The sequence below is a fragment of the Desulfovibrio inopinatus DSM 10711 genome (genome assembly GCF_000429305.1).
Lineage (GTDB): Bacteria > Desulfobacterota > Desulfovibrionia > Desulfovibrionales > Desulfovibrionaceae > Alteridesulfovibrio > Alteridesulfovibrio inopinatus.
In genome coordinates this window covers 1-26,540 of record NZ_AUBP01000017.1, presented here as the reverse complement: position 1 = coordinate 26,540, position 26,540 = coordinate 1, and the positions used below count along the sequence as shown (strand labels likewise).

28 protein-coding genes are annotated in these 26,540 nt (G+C 51.7%); 17 read left to right on the top strand and 11 right to left on the bottom strand.

Annotated features, from left to right (window positions below; all coding sequences use genetic code 11):
* Positions 1-24: 24 nt before the first annotated feature.
* The gene (locus G451_RS0111705) at positions 25-483 is read right to left on the bottom strand and encodes a Spy/CpxP family protein refolding chaperone (RefSeq protein WP_027184412.1); all 459 of its coding nucleotides are present in this window, start codon (positions 481-483) and stop codon (positions 25-27) included.
* A gap of 425 nt (positions 484-908) precedes the next feature.
* On the opposite strand from G451_RS0111705, the gene G451_RS34125 reads away from it, so the two are divergent.
* From G451_RS34125 to lipA, 5 genes are all read left to right on the top strand, one after another.
* Positions 909-1,070, top strand: coding sequence for a hypothetical protein (locus G451_RS34125; RefSeq protein WP_156921608.1), 162 nt, complete (start codon positions 909-911; stop codon positions 1,068-1,070).
* A gap of 2 nt (positions 1,071-1,072) precedes the next feature.
* Positions 1,073-1,510: a cytochrome c biogenesis protein CcsA gene (ccsA, locus tag G451_RS0111690; protein ID WP_027184411.1), complete on the top strand. Its 438-nt coding sequence runs from the start codon at positions 1,073-1,075 to the stop codon at positions 1,508-1,510.
* Between the two features lie 89 nt (positions 1,511-1,599).
* Complete coding sequence (locus G451_RS0111685; protein WP_027184410.1) at positions 1,600-1,962, top strand: hypothetical protein; 363 nt, start codon at positions 1,600-1,602, stop codon at positions 1,960-1,962.
* Positions 1,963-2,691: 729 nt separating this feature from the next.
* Positions 2,692-3,408, top strand: coding sequence for a lipoyl(octanoyl) transferase LipB (gene lipB, locus G451_RS28980; RefSeq protein ID WP_034641986.1), 717 nt, complete (start codon positions 2,692-2,694; stop codon positions 3,406-3,408).
* Positions 3,395-4,255: a lipoyl synthase gene (lipA, locus tag G451_RS0111670; protein WP_027184408.1), complete on the top strand. Its 861-nt coding sequence runs from the start codon at positions 3,395-3,397 to the stop codon at positions 4,253-4,255. Before lipB ends, lipA begins: the two co-directional genes overlap by 14 nt.
* A 161-nt stretch (positions 4,256-4,416) precedes the next feature.
* Here the strand turns inward: lipA and G451_RS0111665 are convergent, their stop codons facing one another.
* Both G451_RS0111665 and G451_RS0111660 read right to left on the bottom strand, forming a co-directional pair.
* On the bottom strand, positions 4,417-5,211 hold the full coding sequence (locus G451_RS0111665; RefSeq protein WP_027184407.1) for a substrate-binding domain-containing protein: 795 nt from the start codon (positions 5,209-5,211) through the stop codon (positions 4,417-4,419).
* 137 nt (positions 5,212-5,348) lie between these two features.
* Positions 5,349-6,236 carry a LysR family transcriptional regulator ArgP gene (locus tag G451_RS0111660; protein ID WP_027184406.1) on the bottom strand — a complete coding sequence of 296 codons (888 nt, stop codon included), beginning with the start codon at positions 6,234-6,236 and terminating at the stop codon, positions 5,349-5,351.
* 116 nt (positions 6,237-6,352) lie between these two features.
* On the opposite strand from G451_RS0111660, the gene G451_RS0111655 reads away from it, so the two are divergent.
* Positions 6,353-6,964, top strand: a complete 612-nt coding sequence (locus G451_RS0111655; RefSeq protein ID WP_027184405.1) for a LysE/ArgO family amino acid transporter — start codon at positions 6,353-6,355, stop codon at positions 6,962-6,964.
* Positions 6,965-7,013: 49 nt separating this feature from the next.
* On the opposite strand, the gene mqnE is transcribed toward G451_RS0111655, so the two are convergent.
* Entirely contained in the window at positions 7,014-8,144 is a 1,131-nt protein-coding gene (mqnE, locus tag G451_RS0111650; RefSeq protein WP_084448527.1) for an aminofutalosine synthase MqnE, read from the bottom strand.
* A gap of 211 nt (positions 8,145-8,355) precedes the next feature.
* On the opposite strand from mqnE, the gene G451_RS0111645 reads away from it, so the two are divergent.
* Positions 8,356-8,913, top strand: coding sequence for a hypothetical protein (locus tag G451_RS0111645; RefSeq protein ID WP_027184403.1), 558 nt, complete (start codon positions 8,356-8,358; stop codon positions 8,911-8,913).
* Positions 8,914-8,931: 18 nt separating this feature from the next.
* Here G451_RS0111645 and G451_RS0111640 read toward each other — a convergent pair whose 3' ends face one another.
* Both G451_RS0111640 and G451_RS35185 read right to left on the bottom strand, forming a co-directional pair.
* The gene (locus G451_RS0111640) at positions 8,932-9,396 is read right to left on the bottom strand and encodes a hypothetical protein (RefSeq protein ID WP_027184402.1); all 465 of its coding nucleotides are present in this window, start codon (positions 9,394-9,396) and stop codon (positions 8,932-8,934) included.
* On the bottom strand, positions 9,389-9,511 hold the full coding sequence (locus G451_RS35185; protein ID WP_281171561.1) for a hypothetical protein: 123 nt from the start codon (positions 9,509-9,511) through the stop codon (positions 9,389-9,391). The genes G451_RS0111640 and G451_RS35185 overlap by 8 nt, the downstream gene beginning before the upstream one ends.
* Positions 9,512-9,703: 192 nt before the next feature.
* Between G451_RS35185 and G451_RS0111630 the strand changes: the two genes are divergently transcribed.
* From G451_RS0111630 to G451_RS0111600, 7 genes are all read left to right on the top strand, one after another.
* Positions 9,704-10,507: an SAM hydrolase/SAM-dependent halogenase family protein gene (locus G451_RS0111630; RefSeq protein ID WP_027184401.1), complete on the top strand. Its 804-nt coding sequence runs from the start codon at positions 9,704-9,706 to the stop codon at positions 10,505-10,507.
* Positions 10,504-11,244: an adenosylcobinamide-GDP ribazoletransferase gene (locus tag G451_RS0111625; protein ID WP_245587812.1), complete on the top strand. Its 741-nt coding sequence runs from the start codon at positions 10,504-10,506 to the stop codon at positions 11,242-11,244. The genes G451_RS0111630 and G451_RS0111625 overlap by 4 nt, the downstream gene beginning before the upstream one ends.
* A 94-nt stretch (positions 11,245-11,338) precedes the next feature.
* Positions 11,339-12,157, top strand: coding sequence for a polysaccharide biosynthesis/export family protein (locus tag G451_RS0111620; RefSeq protein WP_027184399.1), 819 nt, complete (start codon positions 11,339-11,341; stop codon positions 12,155-12,157).
* Positions 12,158-12,180: 23 nt separating this feature from the next.
* Positions 12,181-13,584, top strand: coding sequence for a GumC family protein (locus G451_RS0111615; protein ID WP_027184398.1), 1,404 nt, complete (start codon positions 12,181-12,183; stop codon positions 13,582-13,584).
* A complete protein-coding gene (locus G451_RS32690) occupies positions 13,581-14,894 on the top strand; it encodes a flippase (protein ID WP_027184397.1) in 1,314 nt (437 codons plus the stop codon). The genes G451_RS0111615 and G451_RS32690 overlap by 4 nt, the downstream gene beginning before the upstream one ends.
* Positions 14,895-15,278: 384 nt before the next feature.
* Complete coding sequence (locus G451_RS0111605) at positions 15,279-16,391, top strand: linear amide C-N hydrolase (RefSeq protein WP_027184396.1); 1,113 nt, start codon at positions 15,279-15,281, stop codon at positions 16,389-16,391.
* 252 nt (positions 16,392-16,643) lie between these two features.
* Positions 16,644-18,794, top strand: coding sequence for a mechanosensitive ion channel family protein (locus tag G451_RS0111600; protein ID WP_027184395.1), 2,151 nt, complete (start codon positions 16,644-16,646; stop codon positions 18,792-18,794).
* 220 nt (positions 18,795-19,014) lie between these two features.
* Here the strand turns inward: G451_RS0111600 and tmcA are convergent, their stop codons facing one another.
* The 4 genes from tmcA to tmcD are packed head-to-tail and all read right to left on the bottom strand — an operon-like array spanning position 19,015 to position 22,725.
* Complete coding sequence (gene tmcA, locus G451_RS0111595; RefSeq protein ID WP_027184394.1) at positions 19,015-19,401, bottom strand: acidic tetraheme cytochrome c3 TmcA; 387 nt, start codon at positions 19,399-19,401, stop codon at positions 19,015-19,017.
* Positions 19,402-19,416: 15 nt separating this feature from the next.
* On the bottom strand, positions 19,417-20,730 hold the full coding sequence (gene tmcB, locus G451_RS0111590) for an electron transfer complex ferredoxin TmcB (protein WP_027184393.1): 1,314 nt from the start codon (positions 20,728-20,730) through the stop codon (positions 19,417-19,419).
* A 22-nt stretch (positions 20,731-20,752) separates the two neighbouring features.
* Complete coding sequence (gene tmcC, locus G451_RS0111585; RefSeq protein ID WP_027184392.1) at positions 20,753-21,412, bottom strand: TmcC family electron transfer complex membrane anchor subunit; 660 nt, start codon at positions 21,410-21,412, stop codon at positions 20,753-20,755.
* 17 nt (positions 21,413-21,429) lie between these two features.
* Complete coding sequence (gene tmcD / locus G451_RS0111580; protein WP_245587811.1) at positions 21,430-22,725, bottom strand: electron transfer complex subunit TmcD; 1,296 nt, start codon at positions 22,723-22,725, stop codon at positions 21,430-21,432.
* A 429-nt stretch (positions 22,726-23,154) separates the two neighbouring features.
* Here tmcD and G451_RS0111575 point away from each other — a divergent pair, with 429 nt between their 5' ends.
* From G451_RS0111575 to G451_RS0111565, 3 genes are all read left to right on the top strand, one after another.
* Positions 23,155-24,135 carry a CobW family GTP-binding protein gene (locus tag G451_RS0111575; protein ID WP_027184390.1) on the top strand — a complete coding sequence of 327 codons (981 nt, stop codon included), beginning with the start codon at positions 23,155-23,157 and terminating at the stop codon, positions 24,133-24,135.
* Positions 24,132-25,172, top strand: a complete 1,041-nt coding sequence (locus G451_RS0111570; protein WP_027184389.1) for a WD40 repeat domain-containing protein — start codon at positions 24,132-24,134, stop codon at positions 25,170-25,172. The genes G451_RS0111575 and G451_RS0111570 overlap by 4 nt, the downstream gene beginning before the upstream one ends.
* Before the next feature lie 220 nt (positions 25,173-25,392).
* Positions 25,393-26,022: a hypothetical protein gene (locus G451_RS0111565; RefSeq protein WP_156921605.1), complete on the top strand. Its 630-nt coding sequence runs from the start codon at positions 25,393-25,395 to the stop codon at positions 26,020-26,022.
* A 198-nt stretch (positions 26,023-26,220) separates the two neighbouring features.
* On the opposite strand, the gene G451_RS28970 is transcribed toward G451_RS0111565, so the two are convergent.
* The coding region (locus G451_RS28970) for a transposase (RefSeq protein ID WP_027185540.1) at positions 26,221-26,540 on the bottom strand (320 nt) is incomplete at its 5' end.

Sequence of the window (26,540 nt, the reverse complement as noted above, 5' to 3'; positions counted from 1 at the left end):
CGAGGCATCTGTCATAACTGCCTGTTAGTGGCTGCCGTGCCACCCCTTCTTGCCATGGTCCAGAACCAGCTGGGCCAAAGCCTCCCTCTGCTTTGCCGTCAGGCTTGCATGGAATGCAACAAAATCGCTTTTCTCTTCTTCCATGATGATACGAAAGAGTTGCATGCGTTCCTTGATTAATGCATTCAGCTTATCTGTGTCGAGCTGTGGCTTACGAATTTCATCGGCCATCTTTTCGCGCAGTGCGTCTGTTTCGGGACGCTGTTCAAGTGCCTTGGCGGTCATGCTTTCCACGATCGCCTTAAACTGATCACGTTGTTCCTTGGTTAAATCAAGCCGCTCTTCGGTCTTGTCCACAACATATTCGATAAAAGCGGTGTTTACTTCATTACCGTCGAACGGCCCTTTCATAGCTGCAAATTGAGTGCAGGCTCCGAGCATAACGACACTGGCCAATACCCCGACAATCAATAGCTTTTTCATGTATTCCTCCTTGGATGGTTACGAAGTACGCCCTGTGATTACCGCAGGCAGCCGTCCAAGGCTTTTCCCGTCCGAAACGAATTGTATCCAATTGTATCTGAACGCCTGAAACAACTTGTTACATCACGTTGCAACTCAGAAAAGAATTTCGGCTTGGTTTGAGTAGTGTGACCTCAACGCCGCTACAGAATGCGGCTTCCCTCAAAGGAGGTCATAATGGAAAACACAAATAATAGACCCACGATGTCATGTGACACCTGCAAATTCAGAAAGGTCGCGGAGAATTCTCCTTCGTCATTTCTTGGCAGGCTTTGGATTTGGCATACCGCCTTTTGTCCCGGTTGGAAGAAATACGTGAAGACGCTACGCGCTTATGAAGAGAATCCACCTGCCGTCGGGCATCGTCGCGGGGCGTGGGAGAAATAATGGGCGTTTTCGTTGGCGCAGCCTTCTTGGCGGGAGTTCTCGGTAAGGTGGCGCATGAAATAAGCCAACGTAAAAAAGTTGCTTCGGGAAACGTACGCAATGAGTCGGGAGCAGAGAAAAAAATTGTTCCCGATCATAACCAATCAGCAAAGAAGTGGTAGCAATGCCAGTCCTCTTACCTCTTCATATTATCATTTGCTCTCTGGGGTATTTGCTTTTCGGAGTCACCTCGCTAATCGCCTATGTCTATCTGAAGCGAGAAAGGGCGATTAAAGCAAAGACATGGAGGTTGGACAAGCCATTTCGCTTTAGCCTCTATGAGTTGGACCGTTGTCTTTTCGCCTCCCTAACTGTTGGGTTTGTCGCGATGGGGCTGGGGCTTCCCATGGGCATAATCCTTCAGGAAGCCAAGTATGGATTCGTTGATCTGACCTCGCCTCGGATACTCTTTCCAACCGTAATTTGGCTTTTCTATCTACTGATTTTGGCTTTCAGACTGCTGACCGGCCTGCGCGGTAAAATCCCTTCTTATATGTCTGTCTATGGTTTTCATGCAACGGTGATATCCTTTGTTTTGGAACTCTATTTAGCGGCAGTCTAAAAATGGCCTTCACGCTTGCATGTTTACCATTCGGCCAACCTCATCAATATAAAACGTTCTCAACATCAACCCATACTAAGGAGAAAAAAATGAAAACAGTCGATCAATCCGTTCTGGAAGCATTTGACATCATGTGGGGACTGTATCCCGAGCCTGTGCTGCTTGTTCACGCCTGCCGCGATATTCTGGCCGTGAACCATCGGGCGGAGGAACTGGGTATCTCCACGGGCATCAAATGCCATTCCCTGTACCCGAGCGATCGCCCCTGTCCCGGCTGTCTGGCTAATAAGATGCTCAAATCCGGCCAGGCCGAACGTAAAGGTTCCGTAAATAATCAGACCGGCAGATTCCTTGACGGGTACTGGATTCCAGTCAAAGGCGTGGATAAGGTGTATGTTCACCTCGGCAACGACATCACTGACTTCGTCAAGCCGGAGTTGCTGGCCGAGTAATGTACAGTTAAGGCCACAGAAGCAATCACTCCGCCCCAGACTCGGATGGGAAGGCGAGATGCACGTCCTCACTTCTTTTTTCAGGGCGACTATTCTCGCAGCCTTACCTTTATCTGTACCGCAGTAGATGGTTCAAAGCCAAGCGGGTGGGGTGATCGCTTACTCTGGAGCTGAGTCCAACAGGACGCGCTTCTGCTCAACAACCTTAAAAGAGGCCTTTCTTTCATGGGGCAGGACTTGTGCTCGGGCTGACAGTCCATATGCAGACGGGCAATACGCGTGCCCCTGCTTCTACCTACTCTCCATATTCTGTTATATTACATGGCCGCACAACTATCCGAATCAAGATTCGTACAAAGGGATCTTGGCCCACGTAGACGGTAACGTACAGGTCAATACCAGAACGAGTACGGTCAAAGCCCCCCCATGCCCCCAAAATTCGACGTGTATTCCGCACCATTTCGCTCCTTCCATTTTCCGTTCGCACACCATTGCCGCAGCCCGCCATCGTCACGCCTCAAAACGCATCGTTATTCCGCTCTCGCATCCTCTCCAACGAGGAGCGCTCTTCCCGAGAGCTACACCTTCTTGTGTTTTTCTGGATATCATATTGTTGTGAGACGATGCGAAAACACAAAGCCTGATCATTGAAAACATGGACGCCTTTTTCCCGGCACACATATTGCTTTTCTCCCTCCAATCCATTTCACCTCCACCCCATGAAGAACCATGCGTATGAATGAAACAACTCCCCATGACGGCGCAGTGTGGTTGGAACTTCCGAGGCAAGACTATGCGGAGATGACTCGTCTTCAGGAAGTGCTTCATCACAAAAGACAGCAAGGACATATTCCGGATGTCGTGATCTTTCTGGAACATAATCCGTGCTTCACCATTGGGCGAAGCGGTGGCCTGCATCATCTCCTTGTCGACGATACCGTTCTGAAACAGCACGACATCACGGTACATGAGACGACCAGAGGCGGCGACATCACCTATCATGGCCCCGGACAGCTCGTGTGCTATCCGATCATCGGACTAGAAGATGAGGAACGGGACCTTCATGCGTATGCACGCAAGATGGAAGAAGTTATGATCCGAACGCTCCGCGCATTCGACATCACGGCCAGCCGCAAATCCGAGTACCCCGGCGTCTGGGTCGGTGAATCCAAAATCGGGGCTATGGGAATCGCTGTTCGTAAATGGACCACCATGCACGGTATCGCGCTGAATGTATGTCCTGATCTTGAACATTTCTCGTTTATCGTTCCCTGCGGCATCTCGGATCATGGCGTCACTTCGATGACCCGCGTGCTTGAACGGCCCATTTCTGTTGAAATTGTTCGTGATGAAATGCGCAGACAATTCTCCGATATATTCAAAACGCTTATGCAACCCGCGAGATTGGAAGAGATTCTTGAGGAGGAATGTTGTGAAAAGGCCTGATTGGCTGGTGCTTCCAGCCCCCAATGCACAGGATATGGATCGCATCCAGTCACTGCTGGATAAAGGACATCTGCATTCCGTCTGCGAAAGCGCCCAATGTCCAAATATCGGCGAATGTTTTGCCAGCAAAACATGCACCTTCATGATTTTGGGCGACATCTGCACCCGCGATTGTGCGTTTTGTGCGGTGACACATGGCCGGCCAAATAGCCCTGACCCTGACGAACCGGAGATGGTCGCATTGACGTCCAAACAGCTCGGATTACGCCATGTCGTTGTGACGTCTGTCACCCGCGACGACCTTCCTGACGACGGTGCCGGTCAGTTTGCCGAGACAATACGGGCCATCAAACGCGAGCTCCCGAATGCCACGGTCGAAGTGCTTATTCCGGATTTCAAAGGACAGGATGCTCCACTGAAGATGGTTATCGACGCCGCCCCGGACGTCATCAATCACAATGTCGAAACCGTTCCGCGTCTTTATCCGTCTGTGCGTCCCCAAGCGATCTATTCGCGATCCATCCAGCTCATACACCATGTTGCGCAGCACAGCTCCAACCAACAGATAACGACCAAATCAGGCTTGATGCTCGGCTTGGGGGAAACCCAGGAAGAAGTCATCGCAGTGATGCATGACTTGATTGAAGCTGGTTGCCAAACCCTGACACTCGGTCAATATCTGCGCCCCTCTCCTCAGCATCATCCCGTGATTGAATATGTCCACCCGGATACATTCAACCACTTGGCCGAAGTCGGAACATCAATGGGCTTCAAACACGTCGCATCCGGGCCGCTGGTACGCAGTTCGTATCATGCCGCCGAAAGCTTTGCGCAACTCTGCGCATAATATTGTGGAATGGGAGAGAGGAACGAGGTCAACACCCCTCCATGTGAACCTCGTGAGTCACCACGCTCAAGAACCGTCCCCTGACCACTGCCCTGCCGCCTCAATGGACAAAGGCGCGTCTCCTGCGCTGGGGAGGCCCCCCCTCCCCAGCACTTTCATTTTTATTGCGACCACCCTTCAGACTCAAAAATCTCTCGCGCCGTGTCGCCGCGCAGATACTCAATAAATGTCACCGACGCCGGATCGGCCTTGTCATTGGTGACAACGGTCAAATCACGATAGATTCGACGTTCCGGCTCAATCTCGACGAAATCGGCAACATCAGGATTGTTGATGGCCCAGTGCGCCCACGTAATCCAAGCATCTGCGTCTTTTTCTTTGAATGCGCGAAAACTTGCCCCACTTCCCTTTGCCTGACTGACAATATTCTTGCGAAATGCTTTCACGTCTTCCAAAGAGCCAAGACGACCGACCACATCTTCCCATACCCCCGTGCCCGAGGTGTTGTAGTCATCTCCGCCTTCCGTGACGACAATCTTCATACCTGGCTGCAAGAGATCGTGTATTCCTTTGATGTTCTTCGGATTTCCTTTCTTGACCGCAATAACCGACGGACGAATGTAAATGGGCAAGACATCATGGGTATCAAATTCCATAAAGCTATCGAGAAACGCCGTCATAGACTGTTCAGCAGTCCCCCACAGGATGTCCGCATTTTTCTTTGCGTCCGCACTCCATTTGCTCTGTGGACCGGCCGTAATCACCACCTCCGTCCCGGTTTCCTTCTGAAATTCTTTGGCCACTCGACGTAACGCCGTATCCGGACCTCCAGCGCCATAAACTCGTATGACACCGTCTTTGGGGTTATACCCCGGCTCTGCGGCGTGTGCGGATATGGAAAAATTGAACCACGACAAGCATACAGCAAACACAAAAACGACAACGACTCGCTTCATAACGTTCTCCTAAAAGGAAGTTTAAAAAGTGTCGTACGCAGCGTTACAAACAACACGGCGACGGTCCCTTCTCCTGCAAAGAGACCACCATATTGTATTCTATGCTTCCCGTGCAGCATCCTTGTCAACGTGGTTCATCATAAATCAGTTCCCCATGCTCCAACCAAACAATCTGTCAATTCCTCCAATACACGCGACCCAATATTCCAGACATGCCAATAGAGATGTACCGGGCAAGTATTCCCTGGTGAAAGATTGACCAATGTGGCCGTATCGAGATGCTTTTGGGCTTGTGGTTGAGGGACAAGACCGTACGCGCAGTGTGCGAGAATGAAGTCAACAAAGCTTTCGGACGACGGGACATAATGGCGGGGAGCGTCTTTTTTGTCGCACACATGGCCAAACACCGCCCCAAGGAATCGGTCGTGAACGGCATCTTTGCGATTGAACACAACAGCCGGGGCTGTCGTAAGGGAACTCACTGTCAGTCCTTCCGGAAACCAGCGTTCGGCAAATGCCGGTGTGGCAACACAAAGATAGTCCATACGGCCCAGTCGCCGGCATTCGCATCCACGAAACTGCGTTTTGCGGGTGCTGATGCACCCCACCACTTCGCCGTTGTGCAATAAGGCCTCCGTGACGTCCTGATCATCCACATGAATATCAAGCATGATCCGGCCCGATATGATCAGCGGCTGTACGGCTTCAAGAAACCATGTCGCCAGGCTGTCAGCATTGACGGCGACCGCGAGGCGTGTTGGTCCGGCGGTATTTGCACGCAAATCGGTCCACAATTCCTCTTCCAACTGCGCCACTTTGCGATGATGCCGCAAGAGCACCTGTCCAACTGCCGTTGGACGCGGTGGATTCGATCGTACAAGCACAGGCGCACCCAATTGCTCTTCAAGCAAACGCAAACGCTGCGAAACGGCCGACTGGGTGATACCCAGGCGGCTTGCCGCTTTTTCAAAACCAGCCTCATCAAGCACTGCGGTCAAAGCCGCGGTTAATTTCGTGTCGATCATGCATCATCATTAGAAAAATTCATGAAGAAAGAAAACTATTCATTGGACGAATGGCATCGCGTGTGATTCTCCTCATTCAGAAATATCACCTTTGCTTGGGTATACTGGAGATTTCAATGGAAGCGTTTTTTTCCGGTTTTGGTCTTGGAGCGGGCTTAATTATCGCTATTGGCGCGCAAAATGCCTTTGTGCTGGCACGTGGGGTTCATCGAGATCGTGCTGCCCTGGCAGCACTGATTTGTACATGCTGTGATATCCTCCTCATCAGTGTAGGCGTAACCGGGCTCGGTTCGCTTGTGGCGAGTCGTCCGGAACTCGTCACCCTCACTGCACTCGGTGGAGCCATTTTTCTCTTGTGGTATGGATGGTGTTCACTGCGCTCGGCCCTACAAGGTGGACAACTCAACCCGGAAAGTACCAAGCCACAATCGCTGCGCCTCTTTCTGGCCACGGCATTGGCCGTGAGTTTGCTCAACCCGCATGCCTATCTCGACACGGTGGTGTTGCTGGGCGGCGTGAGCAGTCAATTCCCGGAAGCGCAACGGATGATGTTTGGCTTCGGAGCCATGTGCGCGTCGGCGTGTTGGTTTTTCAGTCTGGGTTTGGGAGGCCGGTTGCTGGCACCGGTACTGCGCACGAAAACAGCGTGGCGGGTGTTGGATGGTCTGATTTGTCTGACGATGTGGACGCTGGCCGCCAATCTGCTTCGCGACCAAACATGGGGATAGGCGAACGCCATTCCCCATGTTTATACAAAACGTAAAAGGCTCGTCGCGCTTATCCGTCCAAGGTCTCAAACTGCGCCGAACGCCGCACCGGCGTAAATCCCGCTGCCGTAATGGCGTGTTCAAGGTCGGAAACGGTCAATCCTTTGGGCGTGTTCGCTCCAGCGGCATGACCGATGCGTTCTTCAATCAACGTGCCGTCCATGTCGTCGGCCCCAGCGTGCAACGCCATTTGCGCCGCCTTGATACCAGCATACACCCAATAGGCTTTCAAGTGCGGGACATTGTCGAGAAACAAGCGGCTGAGAGACATTGTTCGTAAATAATCCACCCCATCGACGCCAGCTCCCCCCAAGGGGTTATTGGCTGGCTGATACGGCAGTAAAATAAAACATTTGAACCCGCCGGTCTTGTCTTGCAGGTCTCGAATCGCCGCCATGTGATCCAACCGATCAGCCCAGGTTTCAATGTGGCCGAACAGCAAGGTAGCATTAGTGGGCAAGCCCAATTTATGGGCTTTTTCATGCACACCGAGCCAGCGCTCACCCGAAACTTTCTCCGGACAGAGCCTGGCGCGCAGGGCCGGTGAAAAGACTTCGGCACCGCCTCCCGGCAACATATCCAGACCTGCTTTCATGAGGCGTTCCAAGACGGCTTCTTCGCTCAATGAATGCGTATCGGCCAAGTGCGCAACTTCTACAGCAGTAAACGCTTTGACCGCAGCATCTGGAAATTGATCTTTCGCCGCTTTGAGCAAATCCTCATAGAATGAAAAGGGATAGTCCGGATTGAGGCCGCCAACGATATGGACTTCATCGACACCACGCGCAGCCGGGGTGTCGACAAGTTTGATCGCCTCTTCCACATTCAACGCATACGCGCCCTCATCGCCAGGTCGCTTGCTGAATGCACAGAATCGGCAGGCATTGATGCAGACATTGGTGTAGTTGAGATGCACATTCCGAACATAGTATGCATTCATACCATGTCGGGTACGTCGTGCCTCCAGGCCGGCCCGGCCCAAATCGTGAACCGACGCGGTTTCTGCCAGCTTTTGCGCCTGTTCCAATGTCAAACGCGTTCCGGTCGCGGCAGCGGCTAACGGCTCTGGCAAATTCTGGACCGAAATATCGGCCGAAAAAGCAATCTCGGAAACATCCGGTGTGGTTTTGTCTTCGGGCATGGCGTTGTCCTGCAGTTTAGAAACGATCCGGCAATCATGTCTACCACGCATTGCACGGTCCGAAAAAGCGGTCTATACAGAGAGTGAACGGTCTGGAGAGCAATCATCAGAGACTCCAGATTGTATGTGAGGCGCGTTTCTACCTCTTTTTGAACCTGAACGCCAGTACGCCACATCGGCAAGGACATTTGCCCGGCACCAAGGATATCCCATGACGCGACGACATGCCCTTGCGGCCCTTTTTCTGTGTTGTTGTATGATGCTTCCCCTGCGAAGTGCGCACGCCCAAAACGATTCTCTCCCGGAATTGTCCATCAGCCAGCTCAAAAAGATCTTTGGCGGCCTTGGCGGAAAAAAGCCAGGGAAACTCGATTTCACCATCATCGGTGGATACGCCAACTTCGTGCGGCAATACGACGAGGCATCCGGTCGATATTATATCGAAAATCAATATCTCACACGGCTGACCGGTTACATTTACCAACTCGACCTGGACTTCATGAAGCGCCTCAAAGTCGATCTGCTCGATTTTGCTCCAGATTATACCTTTCGCGAGAAAAAACGGATCTACTTCTGGTACGCCAATGGAGACCGTATTATTTTCAAAATCGGTCCATCCAAACAGACCATCAAGATTGGTCAGAAGCAAGAACGCGAAGTCAAAATCAGCTCGATGGAAACCTATTCCATGGAAGTCAAACGACTTACGCAAGATTTCGAACTGCGAGATGGCAAAGACGAGATTGTTATTCAGGTAAAATTTAAATAGCTGCTCACCGCGAGAGGGCTACGGTGTTCCCTTCATTGACGAAGAATCTATTGCAGGGAACATGATCGCAACATGCCCTTCTACGACAAATGCGCGGCGACTATCCGGAAAAGCATAAATCGTACTCAGGCCAAGAAGCGAACAGCCTGTCTCAATGACGGTCACCGTATCGTCTTGTATTAATCCAAGCCCGCTTATAGAGCATCCGAGGCGCTGTGCAACGGCATCAGCGCCAAGCACCTGCGAATGCACGTCGTTTATCCGGCAACGCCGTCCACCGAATCGAATTTCGTGGGGATATACGTCGATATTTTGGCCAAGAATTCTTCCCAATCCACGCGGCATCGGTGTTTGCGGATCAATGGCCTTCAATGAAACAATCGTCCAGGTCCCGCATTCCAACTCCTCGGCCCATGTCACAGTGCTTCCCATCAAACAGAGCATTCCTACCACGAGCAGCGAGTATAAAATTTTTTCAAGCATCATTGCCTCCGGCAATGCGCAAAACGTTGTAGAAAATACGTTCTGAAAGCGCCTCAAACGACTCAACGGCCGCATACGATTTCACATCAACCGTATCACGCCCACCTTCTTTCATGCCTTATTCAGCCGTTTTTTTCCACACAAACTGCAAGCACATATACCCACGTCTGAATAACGGTTTTCTATGGTGCAAGGCGAAGAAAATACTTCTTTTTCCTCAACAACATCCAGCCCTCCCCCTGGCGGGAATTCGCGAAAAAGGGTATGGGAAAAAGGTTTGTTGCACCTTTAGCGGACTGGACCGATTATGGATTTGTGTATCTCGCTTTTGACGGACTTCGGTTATGACGACCCGTATGTCGGGCAATTGAAAGGAGTTCTTGCCAGCCTGGCCCCCCACGCTCGCATCTATGACCTCACCCATGGGGTAAGGCCGCATAATGTCTTACAAGGCGGCTTTTTTTTGTGTGCCAGTCTCATGACCGCACCGGAAAAGACCGTTTTCTTGGCTGTTGTCGATCCCGGTGTCGGGTCCAATCGACGTATTGTGGCTGCTCGCGTGAAAGACCGCTTTCTTCTCGCTCCGGACAATGGTCTGCTCAGCATGGTAATCGACTATCATAAGGTACAGGAACTTGTCCTCGTCACGAACATGGACTCGCATCTTGGGTACGGGAAGATCAGTGCCACTTTTCATGGTCGCGACGTCTTCGCGCCATTGGCTGCAGCATTGGCGAATGGCACCCCACTCTCCGAGCTCGGACAGCCCGTTGATCCCAAAGAGCTTGTTCATCATCCCCTGGCCAGTCCCGCATTGCATTACACGCAAGTCGCAGCAGCGGTCATTCATGTCGACCGGTTCGGCAATGTCGTCCTCAATGTTCCTGAAAATGCTGGATATATTCCGATTGAGCTTTTTGAACTGCTTTCTCCCAAAAAAGAACGGGGGCGTATTGTGCAGACATATGCCGACCTGAAAGAAATGGAACTTGGCTTTCTCGCTGGAAGCCAAGGCTTCATGGAACTTGCTTATGACCGAAATTCGGCCGCAGCTATCCTGAATCTCGACATCGGCGACACCGTTCTTTTTACTCCACGAGCATTAGGATGATGGCATTCCTACGGCGTCTTCGCATCGCGCTGTCCTTTCTCACTCGACTTGCCCCAGCAAAAAGCGTTTCAAACAGCGAATTTGCCGCTTCGCTTGAAACTTTTCCCGCCGTAGGCTTGGTGCTGGGATTGATAATCTGCGCACCATTTGCCTGTGGTCTTTTGGCCCATCATCCCCATGTTGCCGGCTGGTTGGCGGTAGGGGGCAGCATTGTCTTGACCAGAGGACTCCACCTCGATGGACTGGCCGATATCGCCGACGGCTGGGGCTCCGGCGCCGTTGGTGAACGCTTCTGGGAAATTGTCAAAGATAGTCGCATCGGTGCATTCGGCGTCATCGCATTGGTGTTCTTTCTCATGGGACAGGCCATTATTTTTGGAACACTCTTTCAGGATGGCCACTTCGGTGCGATTGCCTATGCATTTGTGCTTGGCCGAGCCGCAGCCGTATGGCTGTCCATTTGGGGCAAAGCAATAACACGTCCCGGTTTGGGAAACCTCTTTGCAACCGGTGCCACCTGGCGTACAGGATGGTTGGTTTTAATCCAAACATTGCTCTTTGGCCTTGTGTTGACCCCGCTTCCGGGACTAATACTCAGCTTTTTGCTCACAGGCATATGTTTGGGATTACTTTTTCGATTGGCCAGACGACAATCAGGTTTGAATGGAGATTTTTTAGGAAGCGCAGTGATCTTATGCGAAACCGCGACGGGGCTCGCTTGTCTCATCGTCGCATGACATCACCGAAGACGAGCATGGAATTGCCTTGCATTCTGAAATACGCTAGGGGGATTGCGAATTATCCCTTTCGCCTTTCGACCTCGAGACCGGTGTGATATATCAAATACGACATTGTGCTCTTTTCGTACTGCTCCTCGTCTTCGTTGCGCTCACCCTTTCCGGTTGCGCCGACTTTAAGGTACCCAGTTACGATAAGGCAGCCATGCCACCAACAAGTCGTGTCGGCACAAAAAATCCCCTCACAACCTCCTATGCCCTTGGCGTCGGCGATGAGCTGAACATTACCGTCTGGCGCCAGGACGATCTGCAACGCTCGGTTCGTTTGGACCCGACCGGTAACGTGGACCTGCCTCTTGTTGGTCAAGTCCATCTTTTCGGTCTCACAGTGGATCAGGCGCGTACAGAGATCAAAACAAAACTGGCTGAATATATTATCGACCCAAGAGTTGATCTCAATATTACGAGCTTCAATAGTCTCAATGTGTATGTTTTGGGTGAAGTGGAAAGGCCAGGATTGGTTGAAAATCAACGTTACCTGACCATTTGGGAAGCTTTGGCTGCAGCCGGAGGGTTGAACGAGAATGCCCGTAACGACGACGTACTGTTGGTACGCCGTGACAGTGACGGCACCATTCACGGCATGACCGTCGACATTAGTCTCAAAGAAAAAACGCAAAACGCTTTTTTCCTCAAGGGTGGCGACATCGTCTATGTCCCCCAGAGTACGCTTGCCTCGGTGGAAGATTTCATGCGTCGGCTCAATACAATCCTGACGCCGATATTCAATATCGGCCGTGGAGTCATTCTTGCCCCAGATGTTCTTGATGTGTTTACGGGCAAGGCGTTTGAGGAGACCACGATCAACGCAGCCGGCGCCAATGCCAACGTGGTTAATCCGCCCTCCAATTAGACCAGACAACGCACGGATACGTCATGGAACTGCTTTTGCTTTGGGAAACGATTCTGCGTTGGAAAAAAGTTTTCTTAACTGTTTTCCTTGGTTTTTTTTTCTTTGTTGCGCTGACAACGCTCATCATGCAGTCGGTCTATAAAGCGAAGACCGTTCTGATCGTCAACGACGCCAGTCCCATGACAACCCTTCTTTCCTCGCTCCAAATTCGTTCGGAAACACGGCGTAGCTCTATGGAAGATCCCTACGGAGCGGACCTCGCCATGGTTACGGCAGAACCGGTCCTTCGAAGCGTCATCAACGACCTCAAACTCAAGACGTTTTTTGGTTCAGACCTGGAAACCGACGATTTCACGGAAAAAAAACTGCTTCGTAAAATTTTGCCTCAGCCCTATGTCGAAGCGGATCTCATGGACGATACCGACCAACTTATCACGATTATTGCACTGTCTCCCGACCCACAGCAGGCGACCGATATTGCCAACGGTGTGGCAAAAACGGCGATCTCCTTCCGCAATGATCTGATGCGCCGCGACTTTGCGGCAATACGAGAATCGCTGACAGCACGCCTCAGCGGCGTCGGTGATCAATACTACCAAGCATTGGTTGCAGCGCGTGATTTCCGCGTCAAAACCGGAGCTGAAGCCGTCGAGCTGTCTTCTCAGGCACAAGCTCTGATTTCAAAAATCCGTGACGTCGAATCCGAAATTTCGAGTAATGACAACGCTATTGTCAACGCAGAAGCACAAAACGTCGAAGCCAAAGCACTGTTGACGCAAATCGATGAACTTCGCCAAGCATCCATTGATTATAGTCCGAGCCAACAACGCACCTCACTTGAAAATTTACTTGTCGATAAATTGGTGACCTTTGTGGGGCAAGCAGCCGAGCTGACCAAAGCGCATCCCCAAATGAAATCACTCAACAATCAAATTAATGAAATCAAGCACCAACTCAAAAAACAGCCAGTCACATCATTGAATACCATCCAGAAAAGCATCAATCCGGTGTATGATAGCCTCAAAGACCGCATCCAGCAAAATACCGTCGAACTCCAAGGGCACTTTGCCAAACAAAAAAACCTCTCCATGCAGCTTGATGCGGTCAAACAACAACTCATTCGTATCCCGGAGATCGCCGTTACCGACGACCGTCTGTCCACCGATTTGAGCGCAGCGAAGACGATGTATCAGGATTTGAAGGAATATCTGCTCAAGGCCACCGTTGCCGAATCCGTCGCCACATCGGAACTGAGTGTTGTCGAATCGGCAACCGTGCCAACAGAGCGAAATTTCCCGAGCAAAAAAATCAATTTTAGCCTTGGATTTATTGTCGGACTTTTTCTGGCGCTGATGAGCGTTCTTCTGCTCGAATATATCGACCGGGCTCGAACCATCCGGAAACACGAGGCTTCCCTTCAGTCATGATTGGTCCCCTTGCACGAAAGCTCAAAAGCCAATCCGGCGACAGTCATTCTCGTGAACTGCTGTCCGGTTCGGCCGCCGCATTTGTCCTGAAATTTATTTCTGTTGCGCTCAGCTATGCCATGACCATCTTTATTACCCGAACCTATGGTCCCGAGGTCATGGGCACCTATTCGTATGTGCAATCCGTGATTTTCATTCTCGGTATTACTGCGAGCATGGGGTTTGATTCCTCTATGGTCCGCTTTACCGCCTCGCTCGTCGCCTCGCGTCAGTTTTCGGCATTACGGCATGCCTACACCCATGCGCTCTTTTTACTGGTCCCGACGGCCCTTGTTTTGGCCATACTATTACCGCAAGCGGCATCGCTTTTTCCGTCGCTGAAACTCCCCGTCAACGATGCCTGGCCAGCCAGCGTAGCACTCGTGGCATTCATCGTTTCGCAACTCAATGCCGGGTGCCTGCGCGGTCTGAAACAAATCGTCACGTTTGTTTTCCTCCAGGATTTTGGCGTAGTCGCGCTTTCATTTGCCAGTCTGTTCGTGTTGTCTTTTTTTATGATACCGGCCAATGCTCCGCTTGTTGCCTATAGCATTGCGCTCAGTGTTATTTGCATTCTCGGCGTTTTCTTTTGGAAAAGACGCTTGAACAAATTGGGGCATGGGGAACCGGGCGGAAGTATTCCCTTCCCCGAACTCGTCACAACCTCCGCGTCCATGCTTGTGGCTTCGGCACTGCTTTTTCTCAGCGGCTGGATCAACGTCTTTATTATCGGCCTGCTTGCCGATCCTGTCGAAACGGCATTATTCAGTGTGGCGTTTAAAGTCGCCTCGATAGTCAACTTTGCACTGTATGCTATCAATGCCATTGCCACCCCGAAATTCGCGGAATTGTATCAAGCGGGTGATCCCATACGCATGCGACGGTTTGCGCGCCAGGCAACGCGGCTTATGTTGGCCGCAGGCGCGCCTTGCCTGGCCGTCTTGGCATGTTTCCCCTCGTTCTTTATGAAGCTTTTCGGGCCGGAATTCATCCCCGCGGCACCCGTTCTCCTCATTCTCTGTGCCGGACAATTGGCCAATGTGTTTTGTGGCTCTGTCGGCGCCATTCTCATGATGACCGGAAAACAACGCCTTTTCCAAAATATCCTGCTTATCGGGACCGCGGTGAATGTGGCGCTCAATCTGACCCTCATTCCCCTTTTCGGTGCAACCGGCGCGGCAATAGGTTGCTCTGTCGGCCTCGCTGTCTGGAATACCCTTGGCGTCATCACCGTCAAACGCGTCCACGGGTTTTCAACGCTCGCGTTTTAGCGCATTTACCCGGTTCTTACGTCTCTCCAAACTCTTCGCGAGTGCTTCCTACACAACACGTGACTCTTCCCCACGACGAGAAGGCTCACCACTCGATATTTTTTCTCAAAAACTGACATTTCGTTTCACACAATCCACACATTGTCCTTTCTGCCTTTCGTTATGGACGAAATTCCCGTAGGGTCGACGCATTATGCCAACTTCATCATTGGAAAAAATCCCAGGCAAGAAGGAGACCAACTCAAAAAGGCAATCACTCGATGGGTGTAAAATTCTTGCTGAAATTCTTATCTTCCTTCCCACCACTCCTGCAATGGTGTGCACCGCGATCACACCGAAACAATCGCTTGTTTATTACCAACTATCGCAACCAAGGAGCATTCCATGTCCCTCCATGTCGTATGTATCAGCGTTCTGATCATTGGTCTTTTTTTCTGCATATTCCCCTCGCGAGCTTCGGCTTGTACGGCAATTGCTCTCAAGGCAGAAAATGGTGATGTCGTTACCGGGCGAACCATGGACTGGCGATCGTTTGACCTCATGTCGCGCATACTGATTATTCCGCGTGGTCAGGAATTTACCGGACAAACGCCGGATGGAACCCCCGGCCTGCAGTGGAAAGGCAAATACGGTGTTGTCGGTATCGATATGTTACACCAAGATGTGCTTGCCGACGGACTCAACGAAAAAGGCTTGAGTGTCAGCGTCCTCTACCTTCCTGATTTTGCGGAATTTCCTTCGTTCAATCCCGTGCTGGCCCGAAATACGATTGGCCCACTCAACGTCATCACGTATCTTCTGACGACAACAACCACGGTCGAAGAAGCCCGAGAAGCCATAGAAGGCGTCAACGTCGTGTCCGTGGTGGAACCGGCTATTCATATTCCCCCGCCCATTCACTGGATTATCACGGATCATAGCGGCAAACACATTGTCATCGAATATCTCAAAGGCAAGCTTGTTATTCATGATGCACCGCTTGGGGTCATGACCAATGCTCCATCGTACGACTGGCACATGACCAACTTACGCAACTATATCAATCTCTCGCCAACGAGTTTGCCGGGTCGAAAAATTGAAGATCTTGATTTCAAACCCCTTGGTGGTGGAAGCGGCATGATCGGTTTACCCGGCGATTTCACGCCTCCTTCCCGTTTCGTTCGAGCCGTTGCCTTCACCCAAACCGCCCGCCCCACGGTCGATGGTCCGGAAACACTCTACGAAGGCTTTCGCATCCTGGACAATTTCAATGTCCCCGTCACTGCCGCCGAAGGCGCCGCAACGCTGGAACCTTCCGATGTCAAACGAAGTGCAACCTTGTGGACGGTGCTCAACGATCACAACAATCTTACCGTTTCGTATCACACGCAACACAATCGCCGTGTGCGACAGGTCAACTTCAGCGATATCGATTTCGATACTCTCGATACCATGCTGCACATCCCTTTGGACAAAGAAAGCAAGCAAGACATTGAAATGATCACAATCCCGCAATAACCCATCATTCCATCTTCGTTTCCGGCGGTTGGGAAAATATGCGCTCCTCCCAACCGTCTCCCCCACTATGCAGACAAGACGATTCAAACCAGCCCCTTCCATTGTATGACCGTAAGGCTACACGTGCTGGAGAAATATGGAACACCACGTGATGAAAAGCCCGAGAGTTGAAAAATATCTCGTTATGTCCCAGACTCCCTCTGACAAATACATGACTCCCTCCGAAATACCGGAATAGACGTAAGGGTGAAGATGAAACTTTTTTGGCGATTGATATTGGTTTTGGGCATTCTGTTGGCAGTGGCAAGTATCCTGACCCAGCATAAAACGTATGAGGCTCCCGTCCCTACTCAGGTATCGCCTCTCCAATGCGATCGGGACACGCCTCGCAACGCCATGGCTTCCTTTTTACAAAGCATGCACCGTTTTGAGGAGAACAACCAGTCAGGCCTTTCCTGCGTGGTCCCCCTCGTCACCTCATCCGAGGAGTCCGAGGAGGACATCAATAAATCCATCGTCTTGCTTCGGGCGAGACAACTGTTGTTGCTTTTAGAAAACCTTGACTTCAAGCTAGATGATATCGTTTCCGCCGGAGTGAACGAAGCGCGGGTGGAGCTTCCCTTTACATATCAGGGAAAAACTATCGATATCACCATGTTGCACACAGATACGGGATGGTATTTCGATCCTGCAATGTTTCAGAGTGCGGAATTTCAAGCCATGTACCGCAATCTGCGTGATATGTACGAACGATTCACCCGATCAGACATGGAAGGAGACACCTTTGTTCCAGATCTCATGAGCCCGTACCGTACTTTTTTCACCTTGAAAGCCGGCGTGGAAGGTCTGGATTCTGAAGGCATGGTCGATGCCCTCAAAACAATGGATATGAGCGCATTCATGCCTCTGGAGCGTTCTGTTTATGGGCCCGTCCTGGCAGTCATGCTCTACCGGATAATCACCTTACGCTCCCCACTGCAATTGGAAGAACTTTCCGCCGACCCCCAAACCACCCGACAACCTATTTTTCTGGTGGTCCCTGGCTTAGGAACAGTCACCATGCACGTGGTCACTCTAGAAAACGGACTCAAAGCCTGGAAGTTCACCCCCAAGAGCCTGGAGGTAACCTGGAAGACCTATGACGACATCATACGAAATCTCATGATGGAAGGCATTGATCCCTTCATTGGTCAAAGGCTCTCCCTGCACACGCGCCTCGACGATATGATACAGAAATATACTCCAGGGCTTTTAGTCTATTTTCTGAAAAGCAATCTCTACAAGTGGATCGTGATATTTCTTTTGCTCGCGGCTACACCATTTCTCTGTCGCGCAACCGCCTGGCTCGCAAAACGCAGTCTGATGGCTTTGGAGAGACGTCTTCCCTGGGACATTCCTTCTTTGCATTACAAACACTTCGTGTTGCCCGCTCAAATTTTATTTGTTGCCTTTGCCTGGCTGAAAACCATTATAATAATCTTCCCATACCGGGGAGTCATGGTGGCCGCGCTTTACAGCCTGGAAATCATGATGATTATGACGTTAGTCTGGGTCGCTATGTTAGGGGTTGGCCTCATCACGGATATCCTCACAGCAGGCCAAAATGCCAGTGTACGCAGCACAATGCTGCTCATTATCGCTCAAATCGTGAAGATATTCGCGATTATCGCGGGTATCGTGGCGATAGCCAATCTTTTTAATCAAGATTCCACACGAATCGTGGCCGCTCTGGGGATTGGTGGCGTGGCCTTGGCCCTGGCTGGCAAAGACACCTTGGAAAACATCTTCGGAACACTCGTTATCATGACCACAAGACCGTTTGCCGTGGGAGACTGGATCGTGGTGAGTCAAGTGGAAGGCACAGTCGAAAAGGTCGGTGTCCGTTCAACGTCCATCCGTACCTTCTACAACTCAGAGGTCATTGTGCCCAACGCCAAATTCATCACGTCTCCGGTGGACAACATGGGACGGCGCAACTGGCGGCGCTACAAAACCTCTATTGGCGTTGCCTACGGCACCCCTCTGAAAAATGTGAATGGATTCGTGTCAGGACTTCGACAACTTGTGCTGAACAGTCCCAACATCAACAAAGAAAATTTTCATGTCGTGGTCAACGAGTTCGGCCCCTGGTCCCTCAACATCATGGTCTACATCTTTTTCAAGACTTCGGACTGGTCACAAGAACTCAAAGAACGCCATCGCTTCATAACGGACGCCCTCCGCCTGGCAGAAGAAATGGGCATAACGATAACGGTGCCCGAAAGAGTCGTGCACCTCAAGCATGACGAACCCGAGTCTTCTCCCATAGTCGAATTCCAATCCGACTCTCAAGCCGAGCAACACGGTCGAGCAAAAGCCAACGCCATCCGTCCTGTAAAAATCGTCCCGGACGCAACGCGCTGATCTCTTACGAACTGGGGTTCTTCTCACTGTTTAGCACCTCAAACGCATATTGCGTTCATGTCCTGAAAAATCATTTCCAGGGCTTGAACGCAATATGCAGTGTTCGTCGAGAACGGTTTTTCTCGTCAGCCCAAAAAAAACGCCCGAACGGGAGCGGTCCGGGCGTTTTATGAGGAGATTGCCCGCTAGGGTGGTAAGCGGACATCTGAGGATTGATTTGCTATTCGGCTGCAGGCGGTGTGGTGTGGCAACCGTTACAGGTCACAGGCCCCTCACCGCGTTCAATGTGGCATGACGTGCATTGCACGTGGTACGCACGCCGCAAGCTGACGGAATTACTTTTTCCATCGTGGCAATCAGCACAGGGTATTCCAGCCGAATCACCTTCGACAATTTTGCCGTCTTCAGCATCGTGGTGACAAACGGCACAATCATCGATTTCCGCTTTTTCATTATGCGCATCGTGATTGAAAACCGCGGGCATGCGTTTCAGCGGCTGCAACGCTTCAGGCGCAAGTGTCACAATGTCTTCCTGCGAAAATGCAGGAAGAAACATGAAGAGGCTGATGGCCATGGCCGCAATCAGGATGCCAAGTGTTTTGTTCATGGTATTCCTCCGGCCCTAGGCTTCGGGTTTTTCCATAAGCTGGTAAATAAGGTCGCCGAAAAATTTCATTTCGATGCCCAGCTTATAGTAGTGGTTGATATCTTCAAGACCGCCGTGGCAGTTGTGGCACGGAACAATGCACAGTTTGACGCCCGTGGCCTTGATCTGATCGGCCTTGGCGCGGTTGCCGGTGGTACGGGTATTTTTGAACGGAGGTCCACAGTTAATGATACCGCCACCAGCTGCACAGCAGTAGTTGTGCACGCCATTGGGGGTCATCTCGACGATATTTTCACACAGGGCGGCAGCAACTTTACGCGACGCTTCGTAGAGACCGCGTCCACGGATAATGTTGCAGGGGTCCTGAATAGTGACGGGTTCTTTGATCTTTTCTTTGATCTTGATTTTTCCTGAGCTGATGAGTTCCCAATAGAACTCGACGGCATGAACGACTTCAATGGGATACATCTTCCAACCGAGCCAACGGTTGCCCATATCATAAATCGAACGGAAGGCGTGCCCGCATTCACCCATAACAATACGTTTGGCCTTCAGGTCCATGGCGCATTCAAAGTGACGGCGTTTATTGCGTCCCATGATTTCATTATCGCCCGAGAACATGGCCAAGTCGGAGTTGTCCCAACCTGGGGAAGACGGCATGGTCCAGTCAACACCAGCCTGATGCATAATGGCAGCGGCTTGGTAAATCAGGTGGGTACGGAACTTCGGTTCCGGAGCGATAACCGAGTACATGATCTCGGCGCCTTCCTTGTCAACAGGAATGCGCAGATCCGGAAACTCGTCACGAGCTTCGTCTTCCTGCCATTGCAAGCTATCAACCCATTCGTCGTCTTTGATCCACATCTGGTTGTAGGTTGCCGAATGGCTGTTGGTGGTGTCATGAATGTATTGCGGAACAACACCGAGTTTGTAGCAGATACGACGAACAACCAACATGATGTAGCCGGTGTCGATACCGAGCGGACAATAGTGTACACACCGTTTGCACAGGTTACATTCTGTGTAGGCGATCTGAGCGATCTTATAGATTTCTTCAGGATCGAGTCGGCCCTTGGTCTCCAGAATGCGGCTCATGGTCTGATGGACCTTGCCGGCCGGAGAATAGGTCGGATCATTGTCATGCGAAACATAGAAATGACAGGCCTGCGAGCACATTCCGCAACGTACGCAGGTTTCTGCGTACATTTTCAGTTTAGCCCCGGTTTCACCGTCAAGAACGGCTTTAATCGTCTTTTCTATTTTGTCCGGGGTCAAGGCGGCAACGCCGCGCATCAACCCCGCATCTTCAACTTTGCGGTCGAATTTCATGATGCTGTCTCCCTGTGCTCGTTTACCAGTCTTGGACGCGCCGGATGCCACCGAACTCGGAACCCATGTAGGCACGGCTGAACAGTCCAAAGATCATGTGGCTCAAACGGGTGAACGGTATGGCGACCAGCATGAGTTCGCCGGCCAGTATATGAAGAATAGTCATAAACTTGTCACCACCGATGCCGTGGTAGGCAAGAAAACCCGTAAAGAACGGCAAAAAGGCAACGCACAGAGCGAACCAGTCTTTGCGCGTAGTCAAGAACTTCACGTCGGGTTGGGACTTACGACGCCAGTAAAAATACACGCAGGCAGCAATGACGATAATCGTCATGAAATCGGCCAGACCGTCTGGCAGCGCCGGATAGGAAATACCCAGATTTTGTTCCAAAAGCACGATGTGCCCAAGAAGAAAAAGCGGGGTCAAAATCAGACAAATGTGGAAGAGAAACGTCGCGACGGTCATGCCGGGATTTTCTTTCCAACCCAAAGCCCGAAACGGGATAAGCCAGTTCAAGATGGAGCGCAGGGCGTAATGTTTATCCATATACGCCAAAGAGTTCACATCTTTTTTCTTGGCCTCATTGTACATGGAATACAACCGCCAAGCGCTGCCGCCAATGAAGACGATAAAGGCGATCCAGCACAGGGGGCCGGAAACGAAATCGTAAATAGCGTTCATATCGGTCTTCCTCCCACCTAGAATTCGTTGACAGGGACGACGATTCGGACGTAGGTGCCGCCGTCAACGCCTCGGATGAGGACTTTCCCGGAGTCGGGGCTAAACACCGGATCGAACACCTGATCAAAGGTGCGGCCGTATAACTTGCCGTCAACAAAGTAGGTGAACTTCTTGCCGGGCAACTCGATCTTCGACGCGTAGTGTTTGGAATCAGGGCTGAACACGGCTTTCCAAATCATGGGGTACGGACCGGCCACGATGGCATCGTCGACAACCAAGCTGTAGTCGTAGTCTTTTTTCCCGATAGCCGATGCGCGCTTTCCATCCGGGCTCACGGCAAGATCGATCACTGCGGGGAACAAATCGTTCCATGCTTTGTCATTGGCGATGACTGTGAATTCACCGTACACAGGAGCACCGATAGCGTAGATATCACCGGACATGCTCGCCTGGGTGTGCCAGAGCTGGAAGTAAGCCGGCTGCCACAGGATATCGCCATTCTTCGCGAGACCCCACTTGCCACCCTGACGGACCGGGGCGAGAACTGAGCCATCAGCCGGGTTGAACAACGGGTCCCACACACAGCCAAACGTTTTGGACCACGGTTCACCGTCCACCGCGATGGTGTAATCAAACGGTGTTAAACGAACCTGGCAGGCAACTTTTGTGGAATTGGCATCAAACACCGGGGTCCAGCAGTTCACAAACGTGCGGTCCCAAGCAACGCCATTGATGGCGACGGAAAAGACGCCAGCCAGAAAGCCTTCAACATCGGCCTGCCCGAGTGATTTGACCTGAACAACGGCACAAGTGGACTTGCCGTTCGGGGCCAAAGTGAAATCGTTGGCATTTTCGTACATGGTTTCCCACAGCTCGCCCTCAACGCCCATCCCGTACTCGCCGTCCTGTTGAACAGCAGCGGCAATGGAGCCTTGCGGCCCAAACTTGGTCGCCCAAATGTACGCATAGTTTTCAGACCACGTTTCGCCATCAACGCCCATGGTCCATTCGCCCATGGTCTGGCACAATCCAGCCAAACGGCCATCAGGGCTGAATTTCAAACCCCAAACGCGCTCAAAGGTTTCTTCCCAGGCTTCTCCGTTCACGCAGACTGTGGACTCGGCGTCCTCGGTGCGTACAACGGCCGCGATTTTTTCACCATCGGGGGATGCGGTGAGTTCCTCGACCCATTCAAACTTCTCGGACCAGGCTCCGGGTTCGGCGATCTGCCGCTCTCCGGGCTGCCAGTCCCATTTGGACACGTCCAACATGGTTTTCTCCTTGCCTATGTCATGGATCACTTCGTCATCCAAAGAGTGCGTTCTCCAAACGACTTCCCCTGCACGATACCGAAGGTTGCTGCCCAGGTCGGCGCAATCCGGAATTTCCAGACTAGCAGTTCAGCACACCGGCCGGCGCTCCCCCGGCCTGATATTTCGGTGTGATGCAGGAAAATTTGATTGTCCAAACACTAGTGTTTCGCGGTTGCTCATTACAGGTTGTTATAGGGAATGTCTATCCCTGGGATTAGAATCTTGCCATACGTTTGCGCTTTTTTTCCCAAAGATATAATCTTCCGATAGAGGTATTCTTGCCTTCTTGTCCGCTCTTCCCTTTCTCGAAACAACGTCGCACTATCACGGACATATTCAACTGTTTGACAAACTCGAACCGGAAGGCTAGCCAACGCCTTTTCACAGCATCCTCGCCCGCATTCTCGGGCTTTATTCTAAGGAGAGTCCATGTCCCAGATTCCCGTCACCGTATTGACCGGCTACCTTGGTGCCGGCAAAACAACATTGCTGAATCGAATCCTCAGCGAAAACCACGGACGCCGATTCGCCGTCATCGTCAACGAATTCGGCGAACTCGGCATTGATGCCGGATTGGTTGTCGACGCACAGGAAGAAATTTACGAAATGAATAATGGCTGCGTATGCTGCAACGTACGTGGCGACTTGATTCGCATCGTCAACGGACTGATTAAACGCCGGGGGAGATTTGACGGAATCCTGGTTGAAACAACCGGCTTGGCTGAACCGGCTCCTGTCATTCAGACGTTTTATATGGATGATGAAACACGCGAGCGCACCAAACTCGACGCCATTGTCACCGTCGTTGATGCACACCACTTCTCCGACCAGTCCAAACGCTGCAAGGAAGTTGTTCGGCAAGTCGTTTACGCCAATGTCGTGCTTGTCAACAAAATAGACTTAATTGATGACGAGACATTGCAGACCTGTCTGGACAACATACGCTCCATCAATCCTGGAGCCGAAATCATCACCACCACGCGTTGTGACGCTCCCATTGCTTCGCTTCTCGACAAAGATGCCTTCGACATCACAAAAGTCATGGCGAACGATCCATTTTTCCTGATGCCCGATGGCCATGTTCACGACCACGGGGACGATCTCAAAAGTATCTCTCTCTCCGTACCCGGAGCGGTTGATCTTGACGCGTTCCAGCAATTCATCGGAAAAGTTCTTGAGGAACAAGGACAAGATATCCTGCGCAGTAAGGGCATTCTTGAAATTGCCGACTCTGACCTCCGTTTCGTCTTTCAAGGAGTCCATATGCTTGCAGAAATGAGTTACGGCGCCCCCTGGAAAGAAGAGGAACCACGAGGCAGCCGGGTCGTTTTCATTGGTCGCGGCCTCGACAAAGACGCATTGACTGCCGCCTTTACCGCATGCACCAATCCCGTGGAGGCAAACGCATGAGTGAATACGACAACGACAGCACTCCAGGCCTGACGACGTTTTCCTTTGATGCTTTTGTCACCGGCGCCGCCGTGTCCAAGTCATCTCCTATGGCCGGTTTTGGATTAGGTGACGGGCGTGTTGCTTTGGTTGATCCGCGCACCCCGGAAACACCGAACATCGTCTCTCTCGGCGAAGATTGCGGCATTCTGTCATTTGCCGCTGCACCCAAAAGCGGATTCATTGCCGGCACGGATGACGGCCGGTTCCTCAAAATCACAGACTCCGGAGAGGTTCTCGAACTACTCTCCATTCCGGGTAAATGGATTGAACCGATTGCTGTGGCCACCCGAGGCCCACTCATGGCAGCCGGAGCCGGAAACGATGTCTACTTATTTGCCGACGATGCCGATGAAGCCCCGGAAAAGCTCGGCCCGCATCCCGGGACCGTGACAGGATTAGCCGTCGCTCCGGGGGGGACCATTGTTGCCTGTGCGCATCACGGCGGTATGTCCCTTTGGAAGCTCGAAGATGGTTTTTCCGACCCCAAAACCTTGGAGTGGCCAGGATCAAACCAATTCACCGCATTTTCTCCCGGCGGCCGCTATCTTGTTTGTGCCACCCAGGATAAAACGCTTTATGGCCTCGACTTCGAGACCTCGAAGCAGTTCGGTCTCACCGGCTATCCCAACAAAGTGACCAGCCTCGGTTTCACAGCCGATGAATCATTGCTCCTTACCGATGCCGAACAAGCGTTTGTGGCCTGGGTACTCCCTCGTGGACAGAGCGACGATGCCGTTGTCTTCTCACCCATCGAAGAAGCGCTGATGACCGCCATCGCCCCACACCCCAAATTCCCCCTGGCCGTAGGAGGATTCACCGGTGGTGTTGTCATGCTGGCAGACATGAATAAACAAACGGCTACCCCCATGACCATTCTCGACGGCGATAAAATCAGTTGCCTCAATTGGTCACACGACGGGCTCTTCCTCGTCGGTGGCAGCGAAGACGGTGACGGGTTCCTGCTTAATATGATGCAGTTTCTTGGCATGGCATAAAAAATCGAAAGACTGCGTTCAATCTTACTCAACGATTTGGGGAGAGATCATCTCCCCAACCGTTGATTGTAGCGGACGTCATCACGCCTCTTTTCTCCGCTATTCGGTCCCTACCGGATAGCGGTTTTTGTTTGCCCATTGAATTCGATAATTCATCATATTGGCATCACGGTCTTCAGTGTTATGGAGCATGCATATACCGACATTGCGAGAGGGTGATATGAAATCCTACATTCACTGGATTTGCCTTTTCGTTCCAGCGCTGATGTCGATGACCACCCACCCCGCCATCTCAGCGACATCTTCTCTTGATCTTCAGGTAAAAGAAACGGCTGGAGCCAGTCGAAATGCTGAGATTGTTCGATCTGGCATCCCTCCCCCGGTGGAGCTGAATCTCACGAATCTCGACCACGCATGTGTTCGCATCGAAAATAGAACGGCCGTTGCGTCACAATTGGATGTGCTAGGCAGATACAACGCCGGAAAATCTGTCTCAACGGCGCCAATCCAATGGCTCTTAGCCAGTTTCCCTGCCACGGTCTCAGCCAATCAAACGACGACGTATCGTCTCTTTTTCAATGATTCGACATGTTCGCCTTCAGCCTTATCAAACACGATTACAGTCAGCCAAGACGCTTCCGGCATTACCGTCAACACTGGGGCGGCATCCTTCCGCATCGGTGACGGGTACACAGGCCTCTTCTCTTCCATTCAGATATCGAACAGCGGCTCGGTGATTATGGGCGGAGCGACAACAATTGCCGTCAATGGTCAGGAGTATGGACATGTCAATCTTCGAGACGTCACCGTGAAAAAAGGAGACCTGGCAACAGCGGTAACAAGTCCGTGAAAGTTATGGAAACGCCCCGGAAGGTTCTCTTGGCGGACTCAGACGATACGAATTCCGAGCCGGTTCCCCTGTGGCGCTTATACGGCATGCCGTCTATTTCGAAGGCGATCGATGCGAAGGGAACGGCTGGGACTTAACCTGCCAAGACGAAAACGAACAGACCATCATTAGTCGAGCCTGAAAAAACCGTTTTAGCGCCTATGTGATGCTTGCCGCCGGTCTCTGGTTCGCGCCTCCTCCGAGGAGCAGAAACGCCAGGAGCGCAAAAAGACTTCCCAGCTTCCGCATCAGCTTTCTGAGATTGAACGCCGCACATGCCATGAACAGATTGATGGTGTCCCCGACCGCGCCCTTGAGGTAGCTCCGCGCCATGCGGTGGTCGTGCTTGAGATGGCCGATCACCGGCTCGATGCCTGCTCGACGGCGGAAGCGTTGCCGGGCCTTCTGGCGCTGATGTCGCGAGTCTTTCTTCTTCGGCGGCTTCGGGATGAGGATTTGTGTATCTCCAACCTGTTTTA

What these genes read in the sequence shown, in the direction of transcription:
- G451_RS34125 (WP_156921608.1), top strand. Translation starts at nt 909, where the DNA reads ATGGGCGTTTTCGTTGGCGCAGCCTTCTTGGCGGGAGTTCTCGGTAAG.
- G451_RS0111640 (WP_027184402.1), bottom strand. Translation starts at nt 9,396, where the DNA reads ATGCTTGAAAAAATTTTATACTCGCTGCTCGTGGTAGGAATGCTCTGT.
- G451_RS0111575 (WP_027184390.1), top strand. Translation starts at nt 23,155, where the DNA reads ATGTCCCAGATTCCCGTCACCGTATTGACCGGCTACCTTGGTGCCGGC.
- mqnE (WP_084448527.1), bottom strand. Translation starts at nt 8,144, where the DNA reads ATGCCCGAAGACAAAACCACACCGGATGTTTCCGAGATTGCTTTTTCG.
- tmcB (WP_027184393.1), bottom strand. Translation starts at nt 20,730, where the DNA reads ATGAAATTCGACCGCAAAGTTGAAGATGCGGGGTTGATGCGCGGCGTT.
- lipB (WP_034641986.1), top strand. Translation starts at nt 2,692, where the DNA reads ATGCGTATGAATGAAACAACTCCCCATGACGGCGCAGTGTGGTTGGAA.
- tmcA (WP_027184394.1), bottom strand. Translation starts at nt 19,401, where the DNA reads ATGAACAAAACACTTGGCATCCTGATTGCGGCCATGGCCATCAGCCTC.
- G451_RS0111685 (WP_027184410.1), top strand. Translation starts at nt 1,600, where the DNA reads ATGAAAACAGTCGATCAATCCGTTCTGGAAGCATTTGACATCATGTGG.
- G451_RS0111570 (WP_027184389.1), top strand. Translation starts at nt 24,132, where the DNA reads ATGAGTGAATACGACAACGACAGCACTCCAGGCCTGACGACGTTTTCC.
- G451_RS0111625 (WP_245587812.1), top strand. Translation starts at nt 10,504, where the DNA reads ATGATGGCATTCCTACGGCGTCTTCGCATCGCGCTGTCCTTTCTCACT.
- G451_RS0111660 (WP_027184406.1), bottom strand. Translation starts at nt 6,236, where the DNA reads ATGATCGACACGAAATTAACCGCGGCTTTGACCGCAGTGCTTGATGAG.
- G451_RS0111565 (WP_156921605.1), top strand. Translation starts at nt 25,393, where the DNA reads ATGAAATCCTACATTCACTGGATTTGCCTTTTCGTTCCAGCGCTGATG.
- G451_RS0111665 (WP_027184407.1), bottom strand. Translation starts at nt 5,211, where the DNA reads ATGAAGCGAGTCGTTGTCGTTTTTGTGTTTGCTGTATGCTTGTCGTGG.
- G451_RS0111630 (WP_027184401.1), top strand. Translation starts at nt 9,704, where the DNA reads ATGGATTTGTGTATCTCGCTTTTGACGGACTTCGGTTATGACGACCCG.
- G451_RS32690 (WP_027184397.1), top strand. Translation starts at nt 13,581, where the DNA reads ATGATTGGTCCCCTTGCACGAAAGCTCAAAAGCCAATCCGGCGACAGT.
- ccsA (WP_027184411.1), top strand. Translation starts at nt 1,073, where the DNA reads ATGCCAGTCCTCTTACCTCTTCATATTATCATTTGCTCTCTGGGGTAT.
- tmcC (WP_027184392.1), bottom strand. Translation starts at nt 21,412, where the DNA reads ATGAACGCTATTTACGATTTCGTTTCCGGCCCCCTGTGCTGGATCGCC.
- G451_RS0111705 (WP_027184412.1), bottom strand. Translation starts at nt 483, where the DNA reads ATGAAAAAGCTATTGATTGTCGGGGTATTGGCCAGTGTCGTTATGCTC.
- G451_RS0111645 (WP_027184403.1), top strand. Translation starts at nt 8,356, where the DNA reads ATGACGCGACGACATGCCCTTGCGGCCCTTTTTCTGTGTTGTTGTATG.
- G451_RS0111655 (WP_027184405.1), top strand. Translation starts at nt 6,353, where the DNA reads ATGGAAGCGTTTTTTTCCGGTTTTGGTCTTGGAGCGGGCTTAATTATC.
- G451_RS0111615 (WP_027184398.1), top strand. Translation starts at nt 12,181, where the DNA reads ATGGAACTGCTTTTGCTTTGGGAAACGATTCTGCGTTGGAAAAAAGTT.
- G451_RS0111600 (WP_027184395.1), top strand. Translation starts at nt 16,644, where the DNA reads ATGAAACTTTTTTGGCGATTGATATTGGTTTTGGGCATTCTGTTGGCA.
- G451_RS0111605 (WP_027184396.1), top strand. Translation starts at nt 15,279, where the DNA reads ATGTCCCTCCATGTCGTATGTATCAGCGTTCTGATCATTGGTCTTTTT.
- G451_RS35185 (WP_281171561.1), bottom strand. Translation starts at nt 9,511, where the DNA reads ATGAAAGAAGGTGGGCGTGATACGGTTGATGTGAAATCGTATGCGGCC.